Source organism: Allotamlana fucoidanivorans (genome assembly GCF_006265225.1).
GTDB lineage: Bacteria > Bacteroidota > Bacteroidia > Flavobacteriales > Flavobacteriaceae > Allotamlana > Allotamlana fucoidanivorans.
This window is the reverse complement of record NZ_VDCS01000004.1, coordinates 1-18,405: the sequence shown is the minus strand read 5'-3', so window position 1 is coordinate 18,405 and position 18,405 is coordinate 1. Positions and strand designations below refer to the sequence as shown.

The window sequence follows — 18,405 nt, the reverse complement described above, 5'->3', positions numbered from 1 at the left end:
AGTCACCTTATTTGGTGGAAATTCATTGAATAGAAGCCTTAACCGAGGTGGATTAAATCAAGTTTGGGTATTTCATATTGCCTATGCCAAAACTCTAATGGATGACCGTATTTAGTTACAAACAGTAGAATTTTTTTATGATATTAAATTTAAAATTATTACACCGATAAAAACTGCTGTTTTTTGAGTACATAGTAATATGGTACAACAGGAAACAATTATACTCCAAGTTTCGGTTATAAAACTTTTTATGGCTTGGAACAGGAATTTATCAATTTAAAATATGTGGTGTATCTCAGCAATGCCATTTCAAGAAAAATAGTAATTTCTGTTCAATTTCGGGTTTTATTTGATACAGTTTAAGTATATGAAGCTGATAGTTATATATTTATCTATAAATAAATAACTGATATAAGCAAATGAGTAATAAAAGAATTAAATCGAACTCAAAGAAAAGATACGGTATATTAAGTATGGTTTTTATTACAGTAGTAATAAATTATTTAGATAGAACTAATATTTCGGTAGCGGCATTTGCCTTAAGAAAAGATCTAGGTATTGACACCGTTCAAATGGGGTATGTGTTTTCTGCTTTTGGTATTTTTTATGCATCGCTTCAAATTCCAGGAGGTATCTTGGCAGATAAGATAAAATCAAGAATACTATATACCGTTATTTTAATTTTGTGGTCTATAGCTACTTTATTTCAAGGACTCGTAAATTCTTTTGGAGCTTTATTAGGTTTGAGAGCAAGTATTGGAGCCTTTGAAGCACCTTCATATCCAATAAATAATTTAGTGGTAAGTAGATGGTTCCCAGAAAAAGAGAGAGCGTCGGCTATAGCGGTTTATATTTCAGGTCAATTTTTAGGATTAGCTTTTTTAATGCCTTTTTTAACACTGATACAGGATGCTTTAGGGTGGAGAGGATTATTCATTGTTTCAGGTATTATTGGTATTTCATGGGCGTTTATTTGGTACATTTTTTACAGAGATCCTCAAGATCATAATACTATAAGCGCTTCTGAATTAGAGTATATTGAAAGTGGAGGAGGGCTTGTTGGTACTAAAGTAGCTGATAAGCAAAAGAAAAAGTTTGCCATGAATGATTTTGTACAAGCATTTTCTTATCGAAAACTTTGGGGGGTATACATTGGTCAGTTTTGTTATGGTGCTACAGCCATATTTTTCTTAACCTGGTTTCCTACATATTTAGTAGAGTTTAGAGGGTTAGATTTTATTAAATCTGGTTATTTAGCTTCATTACCCTTTTTAGCAGCATTCGTTGGGGTTTTATTATCAGGTTTTACATCAGATTTTTTAATAAAGAAAAAGGTATCAAATGAGGTTGCAAGAAAGGCACCTGTAATTATAGGCATGCTGCTATCTACATGTATTATAGGTGCTAATTATACCAATAGTACTTTTTACATTATTTTGTTTTTGGGTATAGCCTTTTTTGGAACAGGTTTAGCTAGCATAGCATGGGTTTTTATATCGTTAATAGCACCTAAAGAAAATATGGGGTTGATAGGAGGTGTATTTAATTTTATAGGAGGCTTGTCTGCTGTTGTTATTCCATCTGCTATTGGTCATTTAGTTAAAGATGGTGATTTTAATCCAGCCCTAGTTTTTATTGCGGCAATTGCTTTCTTGGGTTTTTTCTCATATACTTTTTTAATAGGAAAAGTGGAACGTATAGTTCCTAAAAAATAAGATTAAAATGAAGATTACGTCAGTAAAACCATACCCTATAAATATAGGGGCAGGAACCCAATTAGTGGTAAAATTAGAAACTGATACTGGATTATATGGTTGGGGTGCTTCTGGTTTATCAGGCAGAGAGTATGCTGTAATAGGGGCGCTTAAACATTTTGAACCCTTAGTTGTTGGCAGAAGTCCTATGGATATTGGTGCTATTTGGCAGGATTTATATCGTGGGCAATATTTTGAAGGAGGCAGGGTGTTAACTGCTGCAATTTCAGCAATTGATATTGCTTTATACGACATAAAAGGAAAAGCACTAGGTGTTCCTGTTTATGAATTGTTAGGAGGAAAGCAACGCGATTACATACCATGTTTTGCCTCCGTTAGGTTTTCTACTCTGCAAGAACTCCTAAAAGAATCCAAAAGATTAATGGCTGAAGGTTGGGATATGCTCAGGTTAGCACCAGCTGAATTCGAAGACCAAGATGATATTTCGCGATTTGAGCCTAGAGAATCAATTTCAAAAATTGCAGAATGGATGGTTGTCTTGCGTAATGAATTGGGAAAAAGTGTTACTATTGGTATAGATTATCATTCAAGGTTGAGTATACCTGAAACCTACTCTTTTATGAAGCGAATGCCAGCAGGTACATTAGATTTCATAGAAGAACCTATTAGAGACGAAAATCCGGTTGCTTATGAGCGCTTAAGGAGTTTAATAGATATTCCATTTGCAATAGGTGAGGAGTTTGCAAGTAAATGGCAGTTTTTGCCATTTTTAGAGAGAAATATTACTCAATATACCCGTGTAGACGTATGTAACGTAGGTGGAATTACAGAAGCTATGAAAGTAGCTTCATTGGCTGAAGCCCATTATATTGATTTGATGCCACATAATCCTCTTGGACCTATCTGTACCGCTGCATCTATACATCTGGCTGCCGCTTGCCCTAATTTTAGTTGGTTAGAAGAAGTAAATACAGGAGCACATGTACTCACTAATGATTCTAGATTTTATCCAACTCAGCCAAAATTAAAAGGTTCAAAATATCCTGTATTGAATACGCCGGGCTTAGGTGTTGAAGTTAACGAAGAACTAGTAAAAAGAAGTAAGTTTGTTCCAGTTGAAATTCCTAGATTGAAAAAAGATGATGGGTCATTTACAAATTGGTAAAAATTATTAGTTATGAATAGAACTAGACTTGTAGAAATTATTCAGAAAGAGAAACTTATTTTTGTAACAAGACTAAAGGATCATACAAAGGCTCAGTTAGTAATTTCAAGTTTGGTTGCAGGGGGAGCTAAGGTGATGGAAATTACATCAAACACCCCAAATTTTGCAGAAGAGATCTCAAAAGCAAGAAAAGCTTTTCCAAACGTTTTAATTGGAGCAGGAACTGTTATTAATAAACAAGTTGCAAAAGCCGCTATAAAGGCTGGAGCACAGTTTTTAGTTACACCTAATACAAGTAAAAAATTAATTTCTCTTGCACATAAAAATGGTATACCTATTTTAATGGGAGCGCTTACCCCATCAGAAGTCTGTAATGCCTGGGAAGCAGGAGCAGATTTTGTAAAACTATTTCCTGCCGATATCATGGGTATACCATATTTAAAGTCTATAAAAGCTCCTTTAAACAAGGTTAATTTATTTGCCGTAGGATCTATTAATCTTGATGATGTAAAGGAATGGTTTGATTCGGGAGCGCAGGGTATTGGAATAGCAAGTATATTACGGGAACCTATTGAAACCGATGAGGATCTAGATTATATAAAACAAAATGCAGCAAATTTTATTTTAAAAGTAAAAGAAGTTTAATAGCTAGTAAATATTTATACAAGGTAAATAAAGGCTAATCAGCTAGCGTAATAGTTACTATTAGTAACTTATCATTTGAATGGCTTCATTATTATTTCCAATTAGTATAGCATTAATGTTGTTAATAGTAATTTTTTCCATGCTTTTTGCATTATGAGGTGTGAAAAAACCACTTTTTAAGGTTGGAATTGGTGTAAAATCACCTTGTCCGTTTCCTTTTAAAAACAAGCCAATACCAGCATCATTTCTGGGAGTTTCTATTTCAGAGCCATAAAGGTTACCCGAAACTAAAATGTCTTTATTACCATCAGAATCAAAATCCTCAATTAGAATATTATTTATGTTAGATATTTGAGCTAACATAGGTAGTTTATGCATTTTAAAAGACGTTCCTTTTATATTTTCAATATAATATGAAGCAAAAGTATAAGCTTTAAGGTTTAAGGCATTATTTAAGTCATTTCCATAAATATCTAATAAGTTAGAGTCTCCAAAAGATTCATAGGTAGGAAACTTTTCACTCAAAGAAGGTATTTGTTGAGTGGAACAAGATTTTCCTCGTACCGGATAGACCTGACCATGATCGTAGTAACTTAAAACAATGTCTTGGGTTCCGTTCTTGTCAAAATCATAACTGTGTACTTGAAAAGGCGAATTTACAGAAGCTTTGTATTTATAATTCAATCCTAAATTACCTACAACTAAATCCATATCTCCATCACCATCCATATCTGCACTTTTCACCTCAAAATACCAACCTTCAGATTTATCTATTCCTTCATAATTTTGAATTTTATATTTTCCGTTCACATTTATAAAAATAGTTATAGGCATCCATTCTCCAACAACCACCAGGTCTAGATTTTCATCATTATTAACATCCACCCAAGTAGCGGATGTGACCATACCAATATTATTTAAACCAGGAATGGTACTATTGGTAACGTCTACAAATTTTCCATTTTGGTTTTCAAGTAATTTAGAACTTGTTGGAAACGCATATTTTTGAGGTGTATGACGTCCGCCTATAAAAATATCCATATCTCCATCATTATCGTAATCTGCTTTTTCAACTACGGAACAACTAATACGATAATCGGGTACTTTAGTTTGGTCTTTTTTAAAGTTGCCATTTCCATCGTTAACATAAAGTCTATCTTGGTATTTTGGATTATTGACCTCAAACTCATTGCCGCCGCTAGCTACAAAGAGATCTAAATCTCCATCATTATCAATATCAATAAAACAGCTTCCTGCATCTTCACAATTTTTATCAATGGACCAACCTCCTATATTTTGAATTTCAAATATTCCGCTGAGCTTTTGTAATACCAGTTTTCCTGAATGATTTGCTGATCCTCCTATGTAAAAATCGTCTAACCCATCTCCATTGGCGTCTCCAACAGAAATATACGGACCAAATTGAGACATTTTATGAGGTAATAGAATTTCTTTTTCATAATCGTTATAGTTGTTTTCTTGATGTTTTAAAGAAAGACTAATTGATTTTGTAATATCTTTAAATAGTAAGCTGTTTTTTTGATTGGAAATGTTATAATTTTCGTTTGTGTGATCAGAGGACACTTCTATAGTTTGATTGGCATCTAATTTTTTTAAAACAGTATTTTTGCCATTTGGCCAGCTAATTACGGCTTTATCGATTGCTGTTGAAGAACCAATCCCGAAATGGGCAATATCTTCACTTTTAGACATATAGCCTCTGTTATTTGTAATCTCTACCATTTGCCATAATGAATCGTTTTTGAAAATTGAAACTCTTGTGCCAAAAATCAACATGTTATTTTCATGTTTTAATTTAAAACGGATAAAATTGCCAAGGTTACGTTCAACCGAATTATTTCTATAAATAAGGGCTTCATCATCAATGTTATTAATAATAAGGTCTAAATCACCATCTAAATCTAGGTCTGCATAAGATGCACCATTGGAAAGGGTTTTTAACGAAAATCCCCAATCTTCAATTTTGTTTTCAAAGGTTAAATCACCATTATTTTTAAAAGCATAGTTTTTTAGTTTATCTATAGGAGCCATTTTGGCCAATGTTAAGACATCTACCACGTCTTGAAAACGTTTGTTTTGTTGTTTGGCAACAACTTCAATGCTATCAAGAATCTGTTCATATTTGCTATTTATATCGCTAAATCGCATATTTCTTCTTATACCATTGGTAACAAAAACATCTTTAAGACCATCATTGTCAAAATCTGCGATTAAAGGTCCCCAACTCCAATCTGTATTGGAAACACCAGCAAGTTGGGCTATATCACTAAAAGAATTGTTGCCATTGTTTTTATGCAATGTGTTAAACATGTATTGATGGTGCCAACCCTTATTAACAATAGCCCAAAAATTTTCAGGGTTCATACCGCTCATATTTGTTTTTATGCGCTTGTGATCTTCAGCAACCATATCAACAACCATGATATCCAGATTTCCATCGTTATCAAAATCGGCTATGTCGCTACCCATACTAAAATTAGATATGTGTTTAAAGGAATGATTGATGGTATTTTTAAAGGATCCGTCTGCATTATTGATATACAAAAAATCAGGTTTGTCATAATCATTTGTTATATACAAATCTGTCCAACCGTCATTATTTAAATCGCCAGCACTGGCAGAGAGACCATGAGCAAGGTTTCTTGTTTTTGCAAGCCCTGATATTTCAACAAACCCTTTGTTGCCTCCTAAATTTCTGTATAATTTATCGCTGAATCTTGGATTTTTATATTTTAAGGGGGTTTGCCCCGTTTTTCTACTACCATAACTTGGAGGCTGATTAACTAAATATATATCAGGCCATCCATCTTTGTTATAATCAATAACATTGGCTTGTATTGAGAAACCTATGTCATTTACACGAAACACTTCACCTGCTTCGGTAAATGTTAAATCTCCATTATTTATGAATAACAAATTTGACGTTGAGCTATTCTCTTTGCTTGCATTTTTACAGACATAAATATCCTGTAAACCATCAGAATTGAAATCTGCAAAAGTAACACCTGTTGACCAGGAATTAAATTTATTGATACCAGACGATTCGGATATGTCTTCAAAAACTAAATTACCTTTATTTAAGTAGAGTTTGTCATTCACTTGATTTCCAGAGAAATAAAGATCTTGTAAGCCGTCATTATTGATGTCTCCTATTGCAACTCCAGCACCATTTACAAAGTTTTCGTTTATAATATGGTTTTCTTCTGCGGTTTCGGTAAGGGTATTAGAGAATTTAATATTGGTATAATCAGAATTTACCAAGGTAAAATGTTTGTCGGTTTCAAGTAGGGGGTAGGGCAAATCACGCTTACAGGATTGGATAACTATTGAAAGTGCTACTAGAAATAAAAATGAAATGATTTGTTTATTTTCTCTATTCAAGACTTAATGGAATTTAAAGGTTTATGGGATTATATAGTGTGTTATATCAAAATCTTAAAAAGTTTGGTATCTATAAATGAATTTAATAATTATTCGGTAATTTTTAGTAAAATTATTATTATTTGGTCATTTTGATTGAATTTTACTCTTTGTTGAATTCCTTTTACTCTTTAAAAGGATGGCTATAAACTAATTTGCAAACCTAAATGAAACACAATTTATTGACGCTCTAACAAGATAATTTTGGTGTTATAGAATTGCGTTTTTGACACAAAACAATTAACTAAACTATTAACTAAACTGAATTATGAAAAAAAACTATTTTTTCAAATGCATTTTCGGTCGATTTAAGTTTTCTTTTAAAAAGATAGCTTTGTTATCGTTATTTTTATTGAGTACTATTCTATCGAATGCACAAACGGTTACTGTCACAGGAACGGTTACCGATGAATCTAATGTTCCTTTAATCGGAGCTAACGTATTAGTAAGGGGAACATCTAATGGAACTGTTACAGATTTTGATGGGAACTATTCTATTACAGTAAATCAAGGAGATGTGCTTGTTGTATCTTATACGGGGTATCAAACGAAGGAGTCTACTGTTGGTACTGGTACAACTATTAATTTTACTCTATTGGAGGATGCTCAATCTTTAGATGAAGTGATTCTAATTGGTTATGGCTCTAGAAAAAGAACTGATGTGGTTAGCTCGGTGAGTACGGTGGATAACGATTTTTTAGAAGCACAACCTTCTGCTGATGCTACTAGAGCATTACAGGGAAGTGCCTCGGGTGTAACCGTAGTTTCTTCTGCTAGACCAGGGCAACAGGCTCAAGTTAGGATTCGTGGTCTTGGTAGTATTAATGGAAATTCTCCTTTGTATATTGTTGATGGGGTTAATGGTGGCGCTGTCCCTCCACCAGATCAAATTGAATCTATGCAAGTTTTAAAAGATGCCTCTTCTACAGCCATCTATGGCGCAAGAGGAGCGAGTGGGGTTATTCTTATTACTACTAAATCTGGACGTAGAAATCAGGCACCAAAATTTCAATTTAATGTAAGAACAGGATTTGGAAAAAGCAATGCAAAATATGATCTTATAACAGATCCTAACTTAATTGGTCAAATGATATGGTTGGAGCAGACAAATGATGGTATTGTTCCAAATCATCCACATTTTAGTTTTGATCCTAATGATATTAAGGGCACAAGAGTAAATGATTATTTGTTTCCTAATGGAGCCTCCATTGGAGACCCTTCAACAGACCCTTCCCTCTATCAAGAAAGAGATTATCCTATTACATTGACCAATAAGAATGGGACAGACTGGATGAAAGAAAGTTTCAGAACGGCTTTATTACAAGATTATAATTTGTCAGTGTCAGGAGGGTCAGAAAAAACAGTTTATTCCTTTAACGGTAGCTACTTCAAAGAGGATGGCGTTTTTAAAAATAACTCGTTCAATAGATATGCCTTTAGAACAAATGTAGAGTCTCAAATAACAGATTGGTTAACAGTTGGTAAACGTATTGGAGCTACTCTTTCTGAAAGTAGAGGAAATAATCCAGGTTTTAATGCATATGTTGAAACAAGTCCGCTAATACCTATATATGATATAGCTGGTAATTGGGCCGGAGGTGTTGTAGGAGGAAACTTAAATGACGGACCTAATCCCGTAGGGCATCTTTTCAGAGAAAGAAAGGATCTTAGAAAAAACCTTAATTTAGTAGGAACCTTTTATGTTGAAATTGAACCAATAGAAAATTTGAAATTTAAATCTTTATTTGGTTACAATATGAACTGGTATAGTAATCATAATCCTAGATTTGGTGACCCAGAAAACACAAATGGTAGCTTTGTAAATACGCTTGGCGAAACTAGAGGAAATAATTTAACATGGAACTTTACAAATACTGCAAGTTATTCTAAAACTATAAATGAGGCACATGCATTTGAGATAGTTTTAGGTATGGAATCAACAAAATTTAATCTTGATGAAATTGAGGCGGGCAGAGCTGGTTATATTTCAACGCAAGATGAATTTTATTATTTAGAATCAGGAGCCGGAGCAATTACAAATGGATCTGATGCAGCAGCTTGGTCTTTATTTTCATTATTCTCACGGGCTTTTTACTCTTACAATGATAAGTATATGATAGAAGGTACTGTTCGTCGTGATGGATCTTCTCGTTTTGGGGCCAACAATCGTTATGGTGTTTTTCCGGCTGTTTCTGCTGGTTGGATGATTTCAAATGAGAGCTTTATGGAAGGCACAAGTGGTTGGTTAAATCGATTAAAATTAAGAGCAGGTTGGGGTGAATCTGGTAATGATCAAATTGGAAATTACAATGGCTTTACAACCTTCGGATCAGGTTTAGGGAATTCTTATTATGGTATTGGTGGTGGTGATAATACCATTTCTTTGGGATATCAGTCTACTGAATTTGGAAATCCAGATGCCAAATGGGAAACTACAGAGTCTACAAACATAGGATTGGATGCTACACTATTTAAAGGGTTAGATTTAAGCGTTGAATTTTGGAAGAAAAAAACTAGTGATATGTTATTTCGAACAACTATTCCGGCTGTAGAAGGTCAGGCATTAGCTCCTTTTGTGAATGTAGGTACAATGGATAATAAGGGTGTTGATATTGAATTAACTTACAGGCAAACAGTAAACGAAGATTTCAACTATAGTATAGGTGTAAATCTTTCAACTTATAAAAATAAAGTGACTAAGTTATCTGGTGCAGATGGAGATCAACTTTTGGGAAGAGCAGAAAGAGGTCAAAGGTATACAAGGGCAGTGACAGGTCGTTCGTTCCCAGAATTTTATGGGTATATTGTTGATGGAATATTTCAAACACAAGAACAAGCAGATGCGCATCCTGTAAATGGAGATTATAATCAACCTGGAAATCTTATAATTAGAGACGTAGATGGAAATGGCGAAATTACACCTGAAGATAGAACATGGATAGGCAATCCTCATCCAGACTTTACAGCGGGTATCAATATAGGTGTTCAATATAAAAACTTTGATTTGACTTCTATATGGTATGCAAGTGTTGGAAATGATATCGTAAACTACCATGACCGTTTTCCACGTTGGGGGTTATTCCAAGGTCCTAAATCGGCAGATCGTCTTTTTAGGTCATGGGGAAGTCCATATTTGGATGATAATCGTAATGCCGTTTTGCCAAAAGCGTCAAGTACTACAAGTTTTGAGCAGAATACAAGTACAGAACACATTGAGGATGGTTCGTTTTTACGTATGAAATCTATACAGTTAGGGTATAACTTGCCTGATGCGATGTTAGAAAAATTAGGTTTTTCTAATTTACGCCTCTATGTCATGGGAACAAACTTAATCACATTGTTTGATACATATTCAGGGTTAGATGTAGAAGTTAGTCCTGAAAATGAGATTGATAGAGGCTTTGATGAGGGTACTTGGCCACAGCCCAAGCAAATAATTTTTGGAATAAACATTGGTATTTAAAAAAATAGAAAATGAAAAGATTAAAGTTAAAAATTAGTCTCGTGGTAATTCTAGGAATTACTATTAGTGCTTGTAAGGAAGAATTTTTAGAAGAGTTTCCTGTAGGACGTGTTACAGAGGAAACGTTGGCCGATGAACAAGGAGTAAACCTATTGCTAATTGGTGCCTATTCGGTTATTGATGGTTTTTCTCAAGGAGGACCCGGTGGAGCTGGTGAAGCTTCTGCCACGAATTGGGTATGGGGAGATGTGCCATCAGATGATATGCATCGTGGTGATCAAACAGGTGGATGGAGTGCAATTAACCTTATAGAAAGATATGAAGTTGATCCAACGAACCCATGGGTTGAAGGTCTGTGGGCTGCAAACTACGATGGCGTATCTAGAGCAAATGACGTATTGAGAGTTTTAAAATTAGCTGGGGATGCGATACCTGATAATAGTGCCAAGCAATTAGAAGCAGAGGCGAGATGGTTACGTGCCTGGTTCCATTTTCAGTTAAGAAGCAAAATTGAGAGAATACCATATATAACTGAAAATGTAAAGGCAAGTGAAGTTCCTAATGATAGAGAGGTTTGGGATGATATTGAAGCAGACTTGCAATGGGGAATAGACAATGGGATGGCTGAAGTGCCCTCTGAAGTAGGTCGTGCTTCTCGTTGGGCAGCTAAAGCCTTAAAGGCTAGGGTACATATGTTTCAGAAGGAATTTTCAGAAGCAAAACCTCTGTTAGATGATATCATTAACAATGGACCGTTTGTCTTAATGGATCATTTCTATGATAACCATGATGAAGAGAAACAAAACAATGCAGAGAGCATTTTTGAAGTTCAATATACAGTAAATGATGGTACCGGAGGCGGAGAAAATGCAGGTTCTGATCATAGAACATTATTTCCTAGAGGAGCAGATGTTGGTTTGTGTTGTGCTTATAGTGCCCCTAGTTTTGATTTGTTTAATGCTTTTAAAGTAGATGCAAATGGATTACCATTGCTAGATACCTTTCAAGATGATCTGCTTTTAGAAGATTATGGGTTGCTAGACACACAACCGTTTACTCCTACTGATGTTGAACTCGATCCTAGAGTAGATTGGACAATAGGAAGAAGAGGTATTCCCTTTTTAGACTGGGGGCCTATGAGTGGTGGAGACTGGATGCTTGACCAAGCTGGTATGGGGCCGTTTTTGAATAAGAAAATTATGTTCTATAAAAGAAACTTTAAAACCATTTCAATTGCAACACCAACATGGTCAGCTGGATTAAACGGAAATAACTGGAGATTGTTTAGATTAAGTCACGTGATATTATGGAGGGCTGAAGTTGCTGCAGAGGAGAATGACCTCATAAAAGCCAGAGATATGGTTAATATGATTAGAGAGCGCGCTCAAGATGATATCGTTATGGGGAAAATCAGTAATACCACATTTGGGGCAGGTGAACCGATAATAATTGATGAAAATGAACCTGCAGCCAATTACAATCTTGGTTTATATGCTTCTTTTCCTGATAAAAACTATGCATTGAAGGCTGTAAGACATGAAATGCGTTTAGAGTTTGCATTAGAAGGTATGCGCTTTCAAGATTTAGTACGCTGGGAAATTGATGGAGATGTCATTCCAAAATATTTACAATCAGAATTATCTAATGGTAAATTACCATGGATTCAAGGAGCTAATTATACTCCAGGTCAAGATGATTACTTCCCATTACCCCAATCGCAATTAGATTTACAAAGGGGAGTGCTAGAGCAGGACCCGAACTATTAAAATACACAATTTTGAGTTAGTTTTTTATATATTGTGAGTTTGATGGCAATCATTTCATGTATTGAATTGGTTGCCATTTTTTTAAATAGAAGGTAAAGTGTTTGGGATGAAGTAGTAAGAATAAAAATTTTTTTTACCTTGTATCTTTTAGCAGATTAAATCTCTTAATTAAATATTTTCGAACTTATTAGTAATGGATAAGAATAGATTACAGTTATGTATAAGAAATAGGTTTACGTTGTTTTTGATTTTTTGTTTAAGACTTTTTTTAGTTAATGAAATTTCTTGTCAAAATACAGACTTGAAATTTGAACATTTTATCGATAAACAGGAGTTTTCTCAACATTCAGTCATGAAAGTGATTCAAGATATTGATGGCTATATATGGATTGGTACTTTAAATGGACTTTATAAATATGACGGACTCAAGTTAACCGTCTATAGACATCAGTTAAATAACCCCAATAGTTTAGTGAGTAATTCAGTTTATGAGTTAGAGTTGGACTCTGAAGGAAATCTACTCATTGGTACCGGGAAGGGTTTAAGTAAGTATAATAGGCTGACCCAAACATTCACAACTTTTCCTTTAGTGCTTCAAAACGCTAGAATTACTGCCATTTGCCCTAAGAAAAATGGAGAATTATGGATAGGTACTTTACATTCTGGTCTTTTTCATTTTAATAGTACTGATGAAAGAGGAGAGTTTCCCACACAATATCTATATAAGCCAAATTTATCATCAAGTATTGTAAGCAATCAAATTCATTCTTTGGTAGAGGATAATTCAGGCAATATATGGGTAGGAACGGTTAAGGGGTTAAATAAAGTATCTATTATTAATGGAGTTACCGAATTTATTCATTTTAAAGAGATTGATAAAAGTATTAAGCTTTTATTCTTGGATAGTAAAGGAGCTCTATGGGTTTCTACAGTTGGTCATAGACTGTTAAAGATTGAAAACCCTGAAAAATATATAAATGTTAATAATGTAAAGTTTGAGGAGTTTCCTTTGAACTTGATTTATTCCGACACAGAAGAATCGGGAGGATTAATTACTATGTTTGAAAAAGAAGATGGCAATCTGTTTTTGGGCATTCATGGTTATGGGCTTTATTTATTGGATCTTTCAACTGGAGAATATTTAAAGTATCTACATGATCCCAGGATGCCTGAGAGTATAAGTAGCAACAATATTGAATCTGTTTTTATTGATAGAAGTCAAGTGTTATGGGTTGGTACAGAGGGAGGTGGGTTAAATAAATGTGACTTAAAACAAAAAGCAATTAATCATCTTGAGCATAATATTTTATCTAAAAACTCATTGAGTCATTCTTCAATTAATGATATATTAAAAGCAAGAGAAGGTGTGTTTTGGGTGGCTACACAAGATGGTTTAAATAAGGTGATGTTTATAGATGATGCCTATAAAGAACCAATCATTGAACGTTTTTATCTAAGCAAAAAGCAGCATGAAAAGGAGGTGAGATATCAAGAACCCATTTGGTCAATTTTAAGAGATCGAGATGGTGACTATTGGATAGGAGGTGTTGACGGGGTTTACCATATGGATATCAATGAAGATAAAAATGTAATCACCTTTAATAAAACCGATTTTAACATGCTTGAAGTGATGTCAATTATTGAAGATAGTCATGGAGTATTGTGGTTTGGTTCTTTAATTGATGGATTGATTAAGTGGCCAAAACGTAAAAAGCAAAATGGCTCTTTTGACTTTTCAAATAGAATACATTACAAGCCCGATAGTAACAATAAGTATAGTATTAGTGCAAAAGAAATTAGCTGCATATATGAAGATAGTCGTAGTAATCTGTGGGTTGGAACTTTACAAGGAGGCTTAAATCTAGTTGTTCCAAATGGTATTGACGGTGGCGATTTATTTGTGTCGTTTCAATATGACTCAAATGATATCAATTCTCTAAGTCATAATTCTGTGTTTTCAATTTTAGAGGATAGTAACGGTGAGTTTTGGATAGGTACCTATGGAGGAGGGCTTAATAAAATGACACTGTCTCCAGATGAAAATTCAGATCCAAAATTTAAGCACTATACGGAAGAAGATGGATTAATTAACAATTCAATATATGGAATCATTGAAGATGATAATGGTTTTCTTTGGGTAAGCACAGATAATGGCATATCAAGTTTTAATCGGTATACTGAAGCGTTTAAAAACTACAATAAGGAAGACGGTCTTCAAGGAAATAATTTTAGAAAGGGTGCATATCTTAAAAATGATGATGGCTATCTGTTTTTTGGTGGATACAATGGGTTAAATATATTTCATCCCAAAGATTTGAAAGAGAATGACATTTTTGCACCAGTTAATATAGTAGGGTTTAAAATTAAAAATGAATCTATTAATGTGGGTGAAACTTATAATGGTAGAATACTTTTCGATAAGAGTCTTTCTGCATATTCGAAACCTATTGAATTAAATTATCATGAAAACACATTGACTTTTGAATTTTCGGCTCTTCATTTTGCCGCTCCCGAAAAGAATCAATACAAGTATATGTTAGCTGGTTTTAATTCAGACTGGGTAGAGTCAAAGGGGATGAATTCTGCTCACTATACAAATCTTCCGCCAGGAAAGTACACCTTTAAAGTTAAGGCATCAAATAATGATGGCTTATGGAGTGAAGAGCTATCAACAATAAATTTATGTATTAGTCCTCCGTTTTGGCAAACATGGTGGGCCTATTTTATATACATGCTTATAGTTATTGCCTTACTTTGGAGTATTCAATCTTATTTCAATCTCCGTTCCAGAGAGAGAGCGTCCTTGCAAGTACAAAAGGAGATTGAAAATATTAACAAACTTAAGCTTCAATTTTTCACAAATATTTCACATGAATTTAAAACTCCAATAACACTCATTTTAAATCCCATTGAAGAGTTGATAGAGTTGTTTAAAGAAAATTTGTCTGTGCAATCAAAACTAAGAATGGTTGAGCGAAATGCAAATTCCTTACTTCGTTTAGTACAGCAACTTATGGAATTTAGAAGGATAGAGGTTGGAGAAACTAAATTAAAAGTAACAGAATCAAATATTGTACATTTTGTTAGAGAAATTATTTTTTCATTTCAATCACATGCTAACCGAAAGGATATACACATTTCTTTTGAAAGTTCCTTGAACACAATACCAGTATGGTTTGATTGGGATAAACTTGAAAAGATATTAAATAATCTTATTTATAATGCTATAAAGTTCACTCCCAATAATGGAAATATTGAGGTGAGTATTTGTAAAGTAGATACTAATAAAGAGTCAAAGTTAACCAGTGTTGATTCTGATACTGATTATGTGGAAATTAAGGTGAAAGATAGTGGTATAGGGATTGATAAATCTCAATTGCCTTATATTTTTCAGCGGTTTTATCAAATTAATCAATCAGACTTAGAAGCGGTAAAAGGTTCTGGTTTAGGCCTTGCTATAACAAAAGATTTGGTGGAATTACACCATGGAGAAATTCTTGTGGAATCAGAGAAAAATCTTGGAACTCAATTTACTATAAGATTACCATTGGGAAGGGTGCATTTTTTAGAAGAAGAAATTGCCGAAATTACTGTGTTAGAAAATATTAATGAGGAAGAGATTGATGAGGAAATGTTAAGGCGGGATAGTCAGATGAATTTCAACTCATTAAATGAAAACAATAAAAAGGTTGTACTGATAGTAGATGATAATGAAGATATACGTGAACTTGTATGCAATGGATTAAAAGAAACCTACAATGTGTTACAAGCAGAAAATGGAAAAGAGGCTCTTAAAATAGTACTCAAAGAAATACCTGATGTAGTTATTACTGATGTGTTAATGCCCGAAATGGATGGTGTACAGTTTTGTTATAAAATTAAAAACAATGTAAGAACAAGCCATATTCCTGTAATTATGCTTACGGCACTTAACTCTGTTGAGCATCGTATTGAAGGTTTAGAATCAGGAGCAGATGCCTATATTCCAAAACCATTTAAAATGAAATTACTATCGGTAAGAATAGAAAAGCTTATTGGCTCTCGTGAACTTATGCGTAAACGGTTTCAAACTGAGAAAGAAATTACTCCAGAACAAGTTACGCTTAATTCATTAGATGAAGAATTTCTAAAAAGTATTATGAACTTTATGGAACTAAATATGGCTAATGAGAACTATTGGATTGATGAATTGGCTTCTGATATGAATACAAGTAGATCTACTTTTTTTAGGAAACTTAAAAAACTCACTGGTCTTGCTCCTAATGATTTCATGCGAATGGTTAGACTTAAAAGATCATTACAACTCTTAGAACAAGGTCAGCACACTATTGCTCAGGTAAGTTATATGGTTGGTTTTAGTCATCCAAATTATTTTGGAAAGTGTTTTCGGAAATATTATGGGCAAACGCCTTCAGAGTTTTCTAAACATAAGAACAGAGATAAAAGTAATGTGTAGTTTATAGTGTTGTTCTATCTTGGAGCACGAAATTAATATATTCGTAGCTTAACTATTAACAAAGTAATATAACGCTAGAACCATCATTAACAGGAGGCCAATTGCTAAGAACTGCAAAGATCTATTAATGTTTTTAAACTTACTAGCCGCAATTTTTGAGTTAACATAAATTTGTTGACCTAATTGGTCAAATAATTTATCTTCATCCTTGCTAATGGTGTGAAATGTTTTTGAAAATTCTTGTATACTCCCATATTTCTGAATGACATCACCAAAAAAGAAAATATTTTTATCAAATTTTTCTTCAATCTTTGGTATAAAGCATCTTATACTATAATAAATAGAAATAACGGTAGAAATAAACCACAACCCCGCTAAAATATAGAAGATTGTTTTATTGTGTATGGATTGTAAAATATGTGGTATACTTTTAAATACAAAGTTTAAAATAATACCATAGAACGATAAAATGAGACCCGCTTTTATTTCAGAAGCTTTTATCAAACTAAAAATATAATTGATGCTTCCCCAGTAGTGGTCAATAAGATCATCAAGGTGTCTGTTTTTTTGAGACACTATCCTGTAAAGTGTGTAAGTTATAAATCGAGGGTTTAGCTTTTTTAAAGTTGAACCCTTTTTTCAAATATAGTTAAAAATTGGTTTAAAATAATGCCCCAGTTCCTAATAGGCATCGACCATTTTTTGGTAGCCTCTCTAAGGGCTAAAAAAGTGGACTTCATAACAGCTTCATCTGTTGGGAATGAGAGCTTGTTTTTAGTGTACTTTCTGATTTTTCCATTAAGGTTTTCAATAAGGTTCGTAGTGTAAATGATTTTTCTAATTTCAACAGGAGATTCATAAAAAGCGGTAAGCTCATCCCAATTGTCTCTCCAGCTTTTAATAGCATAAGAGTACTTGTGTTCCCATTTCAGAGCAAAGTCCTCTAGAGCGGCTTTTGCTGCGTTTTTGGTTGGTGCATCATAGATGTTTTTCATGTCTTTTGTAAATTCCTTCTTGTCTTTCCAAACAACATAGCGACAAGCGTTACGAATCTGGTGTACCACGCAAATTTGGGTTTTAGATTCAGGAAAAACGTTTTTAATGGTGTCGGTAAAACCGTTAAGATTATCTGTGGCCGTGATAAGCAAATCCTGAACGCCTCTGGCTTTCATATCGGTTAGTACGCTCATCCAAAAGGCTGCCGATTCATTCTTCCCCAGCCAAAGTCCTAAGACTTCCTTTTTACCATCTCTGCGGAGTCCTACGGCGATGTACATGGTTTTATTAATGACTTTGGAGTTCTCCCGAACCTTAAATACAATACCATCCATCCAAGTAATTAAATATACGGGGTCCAGGGGCCTGTTTTGCCAAGCGACAATATCATTGGTAACTTTATCTGTGATACGTGATATGGTAGATGTGGATACATCAAAATCGTAGACTTCGCGGATTTGCTCTTCAATATCAGAATTACTCATACCCTTAGCATAAAGGCTGATAATGACGTTTTCTATGCCGTCAACCATGTTAGTGCGCTTAGGAACCAGCATAGGGTTAAAAGAAGCTTCTCGGTCTCTGGGAACTTTAATATTAGTCTCTCCTAAAGCTGTTTTTATCTTTTTAGACCCATAGCCGTTACGGGTATTGCTATTATCGGACTGCTGATGCTTCTCATAGTCTAAATGAGCGTCAAGTTCTCCTTCTAGCATCTTTTCAATACCTCGCTTTTGGATGGATTTTAGAAAGGAGGT

General features: G+C 34.0%; 9 protein-coding genes. 6 read left to right on the top strand and 3 right to left on the bottom strand.

Features of this window, described 5'->3' with window-relative positions; all coding sequences use genetic code 11:
• The first annotated feature begins 419 nt into the window (after positions 1–419).
• The 3 genes from FGF67_RS04430 to FGF67_RS04420 are packed head-to-tail and all read left to right on the top strand — an operon-like array spanning position 420 to position 3,525.
• Positions 420–1,715: an MFS transporter gene (locus FGF67_RS04430; RefSeq protein WP_139695277.1), complete on the top strand. Its 1,296-nt coding sequence runs from the start codon at positions 420–422 to the stop codon at positions 1,713–1,715.
• A 7-nt stretch (positions 1,716–1,722) separates the two neighbouring features.
• Entirely contained in the window at positions 1,723–2,880 is a 1,158-nt protein-coding gene (locus tag FGF67_RS04425; RefSeq protein WP_139695276.1) for a mandelate racemase/muconate lactonizing enzyme family protein, read from the top strand.
• 12 nt (positions 2,881–2,892) lie between these two features.
• Positions 2,893–3,525 carry a bifunctional 4-hydroxy-2-oxoglutarate aldolase/2-dehydro-3-deoxy-phosphogluconate aldolase gene (locus FGF67_RS04420; protein ID WP_139695275.1) on the top strand — a complete coding sequence of 211 codons (633 nt, stop codon included), beginning with the start codon at positions 2,893–2,895 and terminating at the stop codon, positions 3,523–3,525.
• A 60-nt stretch (positions 3,526–3,585) separates the two neighbouring features.
• On the opposite strand, the gene FGF67_RS04415 is transcribed toward FGF67_RS04420, so the two are convergent.
• Positions 3,586–6,927: a VCBS repeat-containing protein gene (locus tag FGF67_RS04415; protein ID WP_139695274.1), complete on the bottom strand. Its 3,342-nt coding sequence runs from the start codon at positions 6,925–6,927 to the stop codon at positions 3,586–3,588.
• 373 nt (positions 6,928–7,300) lie between these two features.
• Between FGF67_RS04415 and FGF67_RS04410 the strand changes: the two genes are divergently transcribed.
• The 3 genes from FGF67_RS04410 (at position 7,301) to FGF67_RS04400 (ending at position 16,651) form a co-directional block, all read left to right on the top strand.
• Complete coding sequence (locus FGF67_RS04410; RefSeq protein WP_233244005.1) at positions 7,301–10,429, top strand: SusC/RagA family TonB-linked outer membrane protein; 3,129 nt, start codon at positions 7,301–7,303, stop codon at positions 10,427–10,429.
• 11 nt (positions 10,430–10,440) lie between these two features.
• A complete protein-coding gene (locus FGF67_RS04405) occupies positions 10,441–12,195 on the top strand; it encodes a RagB/SusD family nutrient uptake outer membrane protein (RefSeq protein ID WP_139695272.1) in 1,755 nt (584 codons plus the stop codon).
• 352 nt (positions 12,196–12,547) lie between these two features.
• Positions 12,548–16,651, top strand: coding sequence for a hybrid sensor histidine kinase/response regulator transcription factor (locus tag FGF67_RS04400; protein WP_158293174.1), 4,104 nt, complete (start codon positions 12,548–12,550; stop codon positions 16,649–16,651).
• A 48-nt stretch (positions 16,652–16,699) separates the two neighbouring features.
• Here the strand turns inward: FGF67_RS04400 and FGF67_RS04395 are convergent, their stop codons facing one another.
• Positions 16,700–17,227: a Pycsar system effector family protein gene (locus tag FGF67_RS04395; protein WP_233244004.1), complete on the bottom strand. Its 528-nt coding sequence runs from the start codon at positions 17,225–17,227 to the stop codon at positions 16,700–16,702.
• A 44-nt stretch (positions 17,228–17,271) separates the two neighbouring features.
• A partial coding sequence (locus FGF67_RS04390) for an IS256 family transposase (protein ID WP_139695269.1) occupies positions 17,272–18,405 on the bottom strand: 1,134 nt, incomplete at its 5' end.

Coding starts and splice junctions, on each gene's coding strand:
- FGF67_RS04425 (WP_139695276.1), top strand. CDS start 1,723: ATGAAGATTACGTCAGTAAAACCATACCCTATAAATATAGGGGCAGGA.
- FGF67_RS04405 (WP_139695272.1), top strand. CDS start 10,441: ATGAAAAGATTAAAGTTAAAAATTAGTCTCGTGGTAATTCTAGGAATT.
- FGF67_RS04400 (WP_158293174.1), top strand. CDS start 12,548: ATGAAAGTGATTCAAGATATTGATGGCTATATATGGATTGGTACTTTA.
- FGF67_RS04430 (WP_139695277.1), top strand. CDS start 420: ATGAGTAATAAAAGAATTAAATCGAACTCAAAGAAAAGATACGGTATA.
- FGF67_RS04420 (WP_139695275.1), top strand. CDS start 2,893: ATGAATAGAACTAGACTTGTAGAAATTATTCAGAAAGAGAAACTTATT.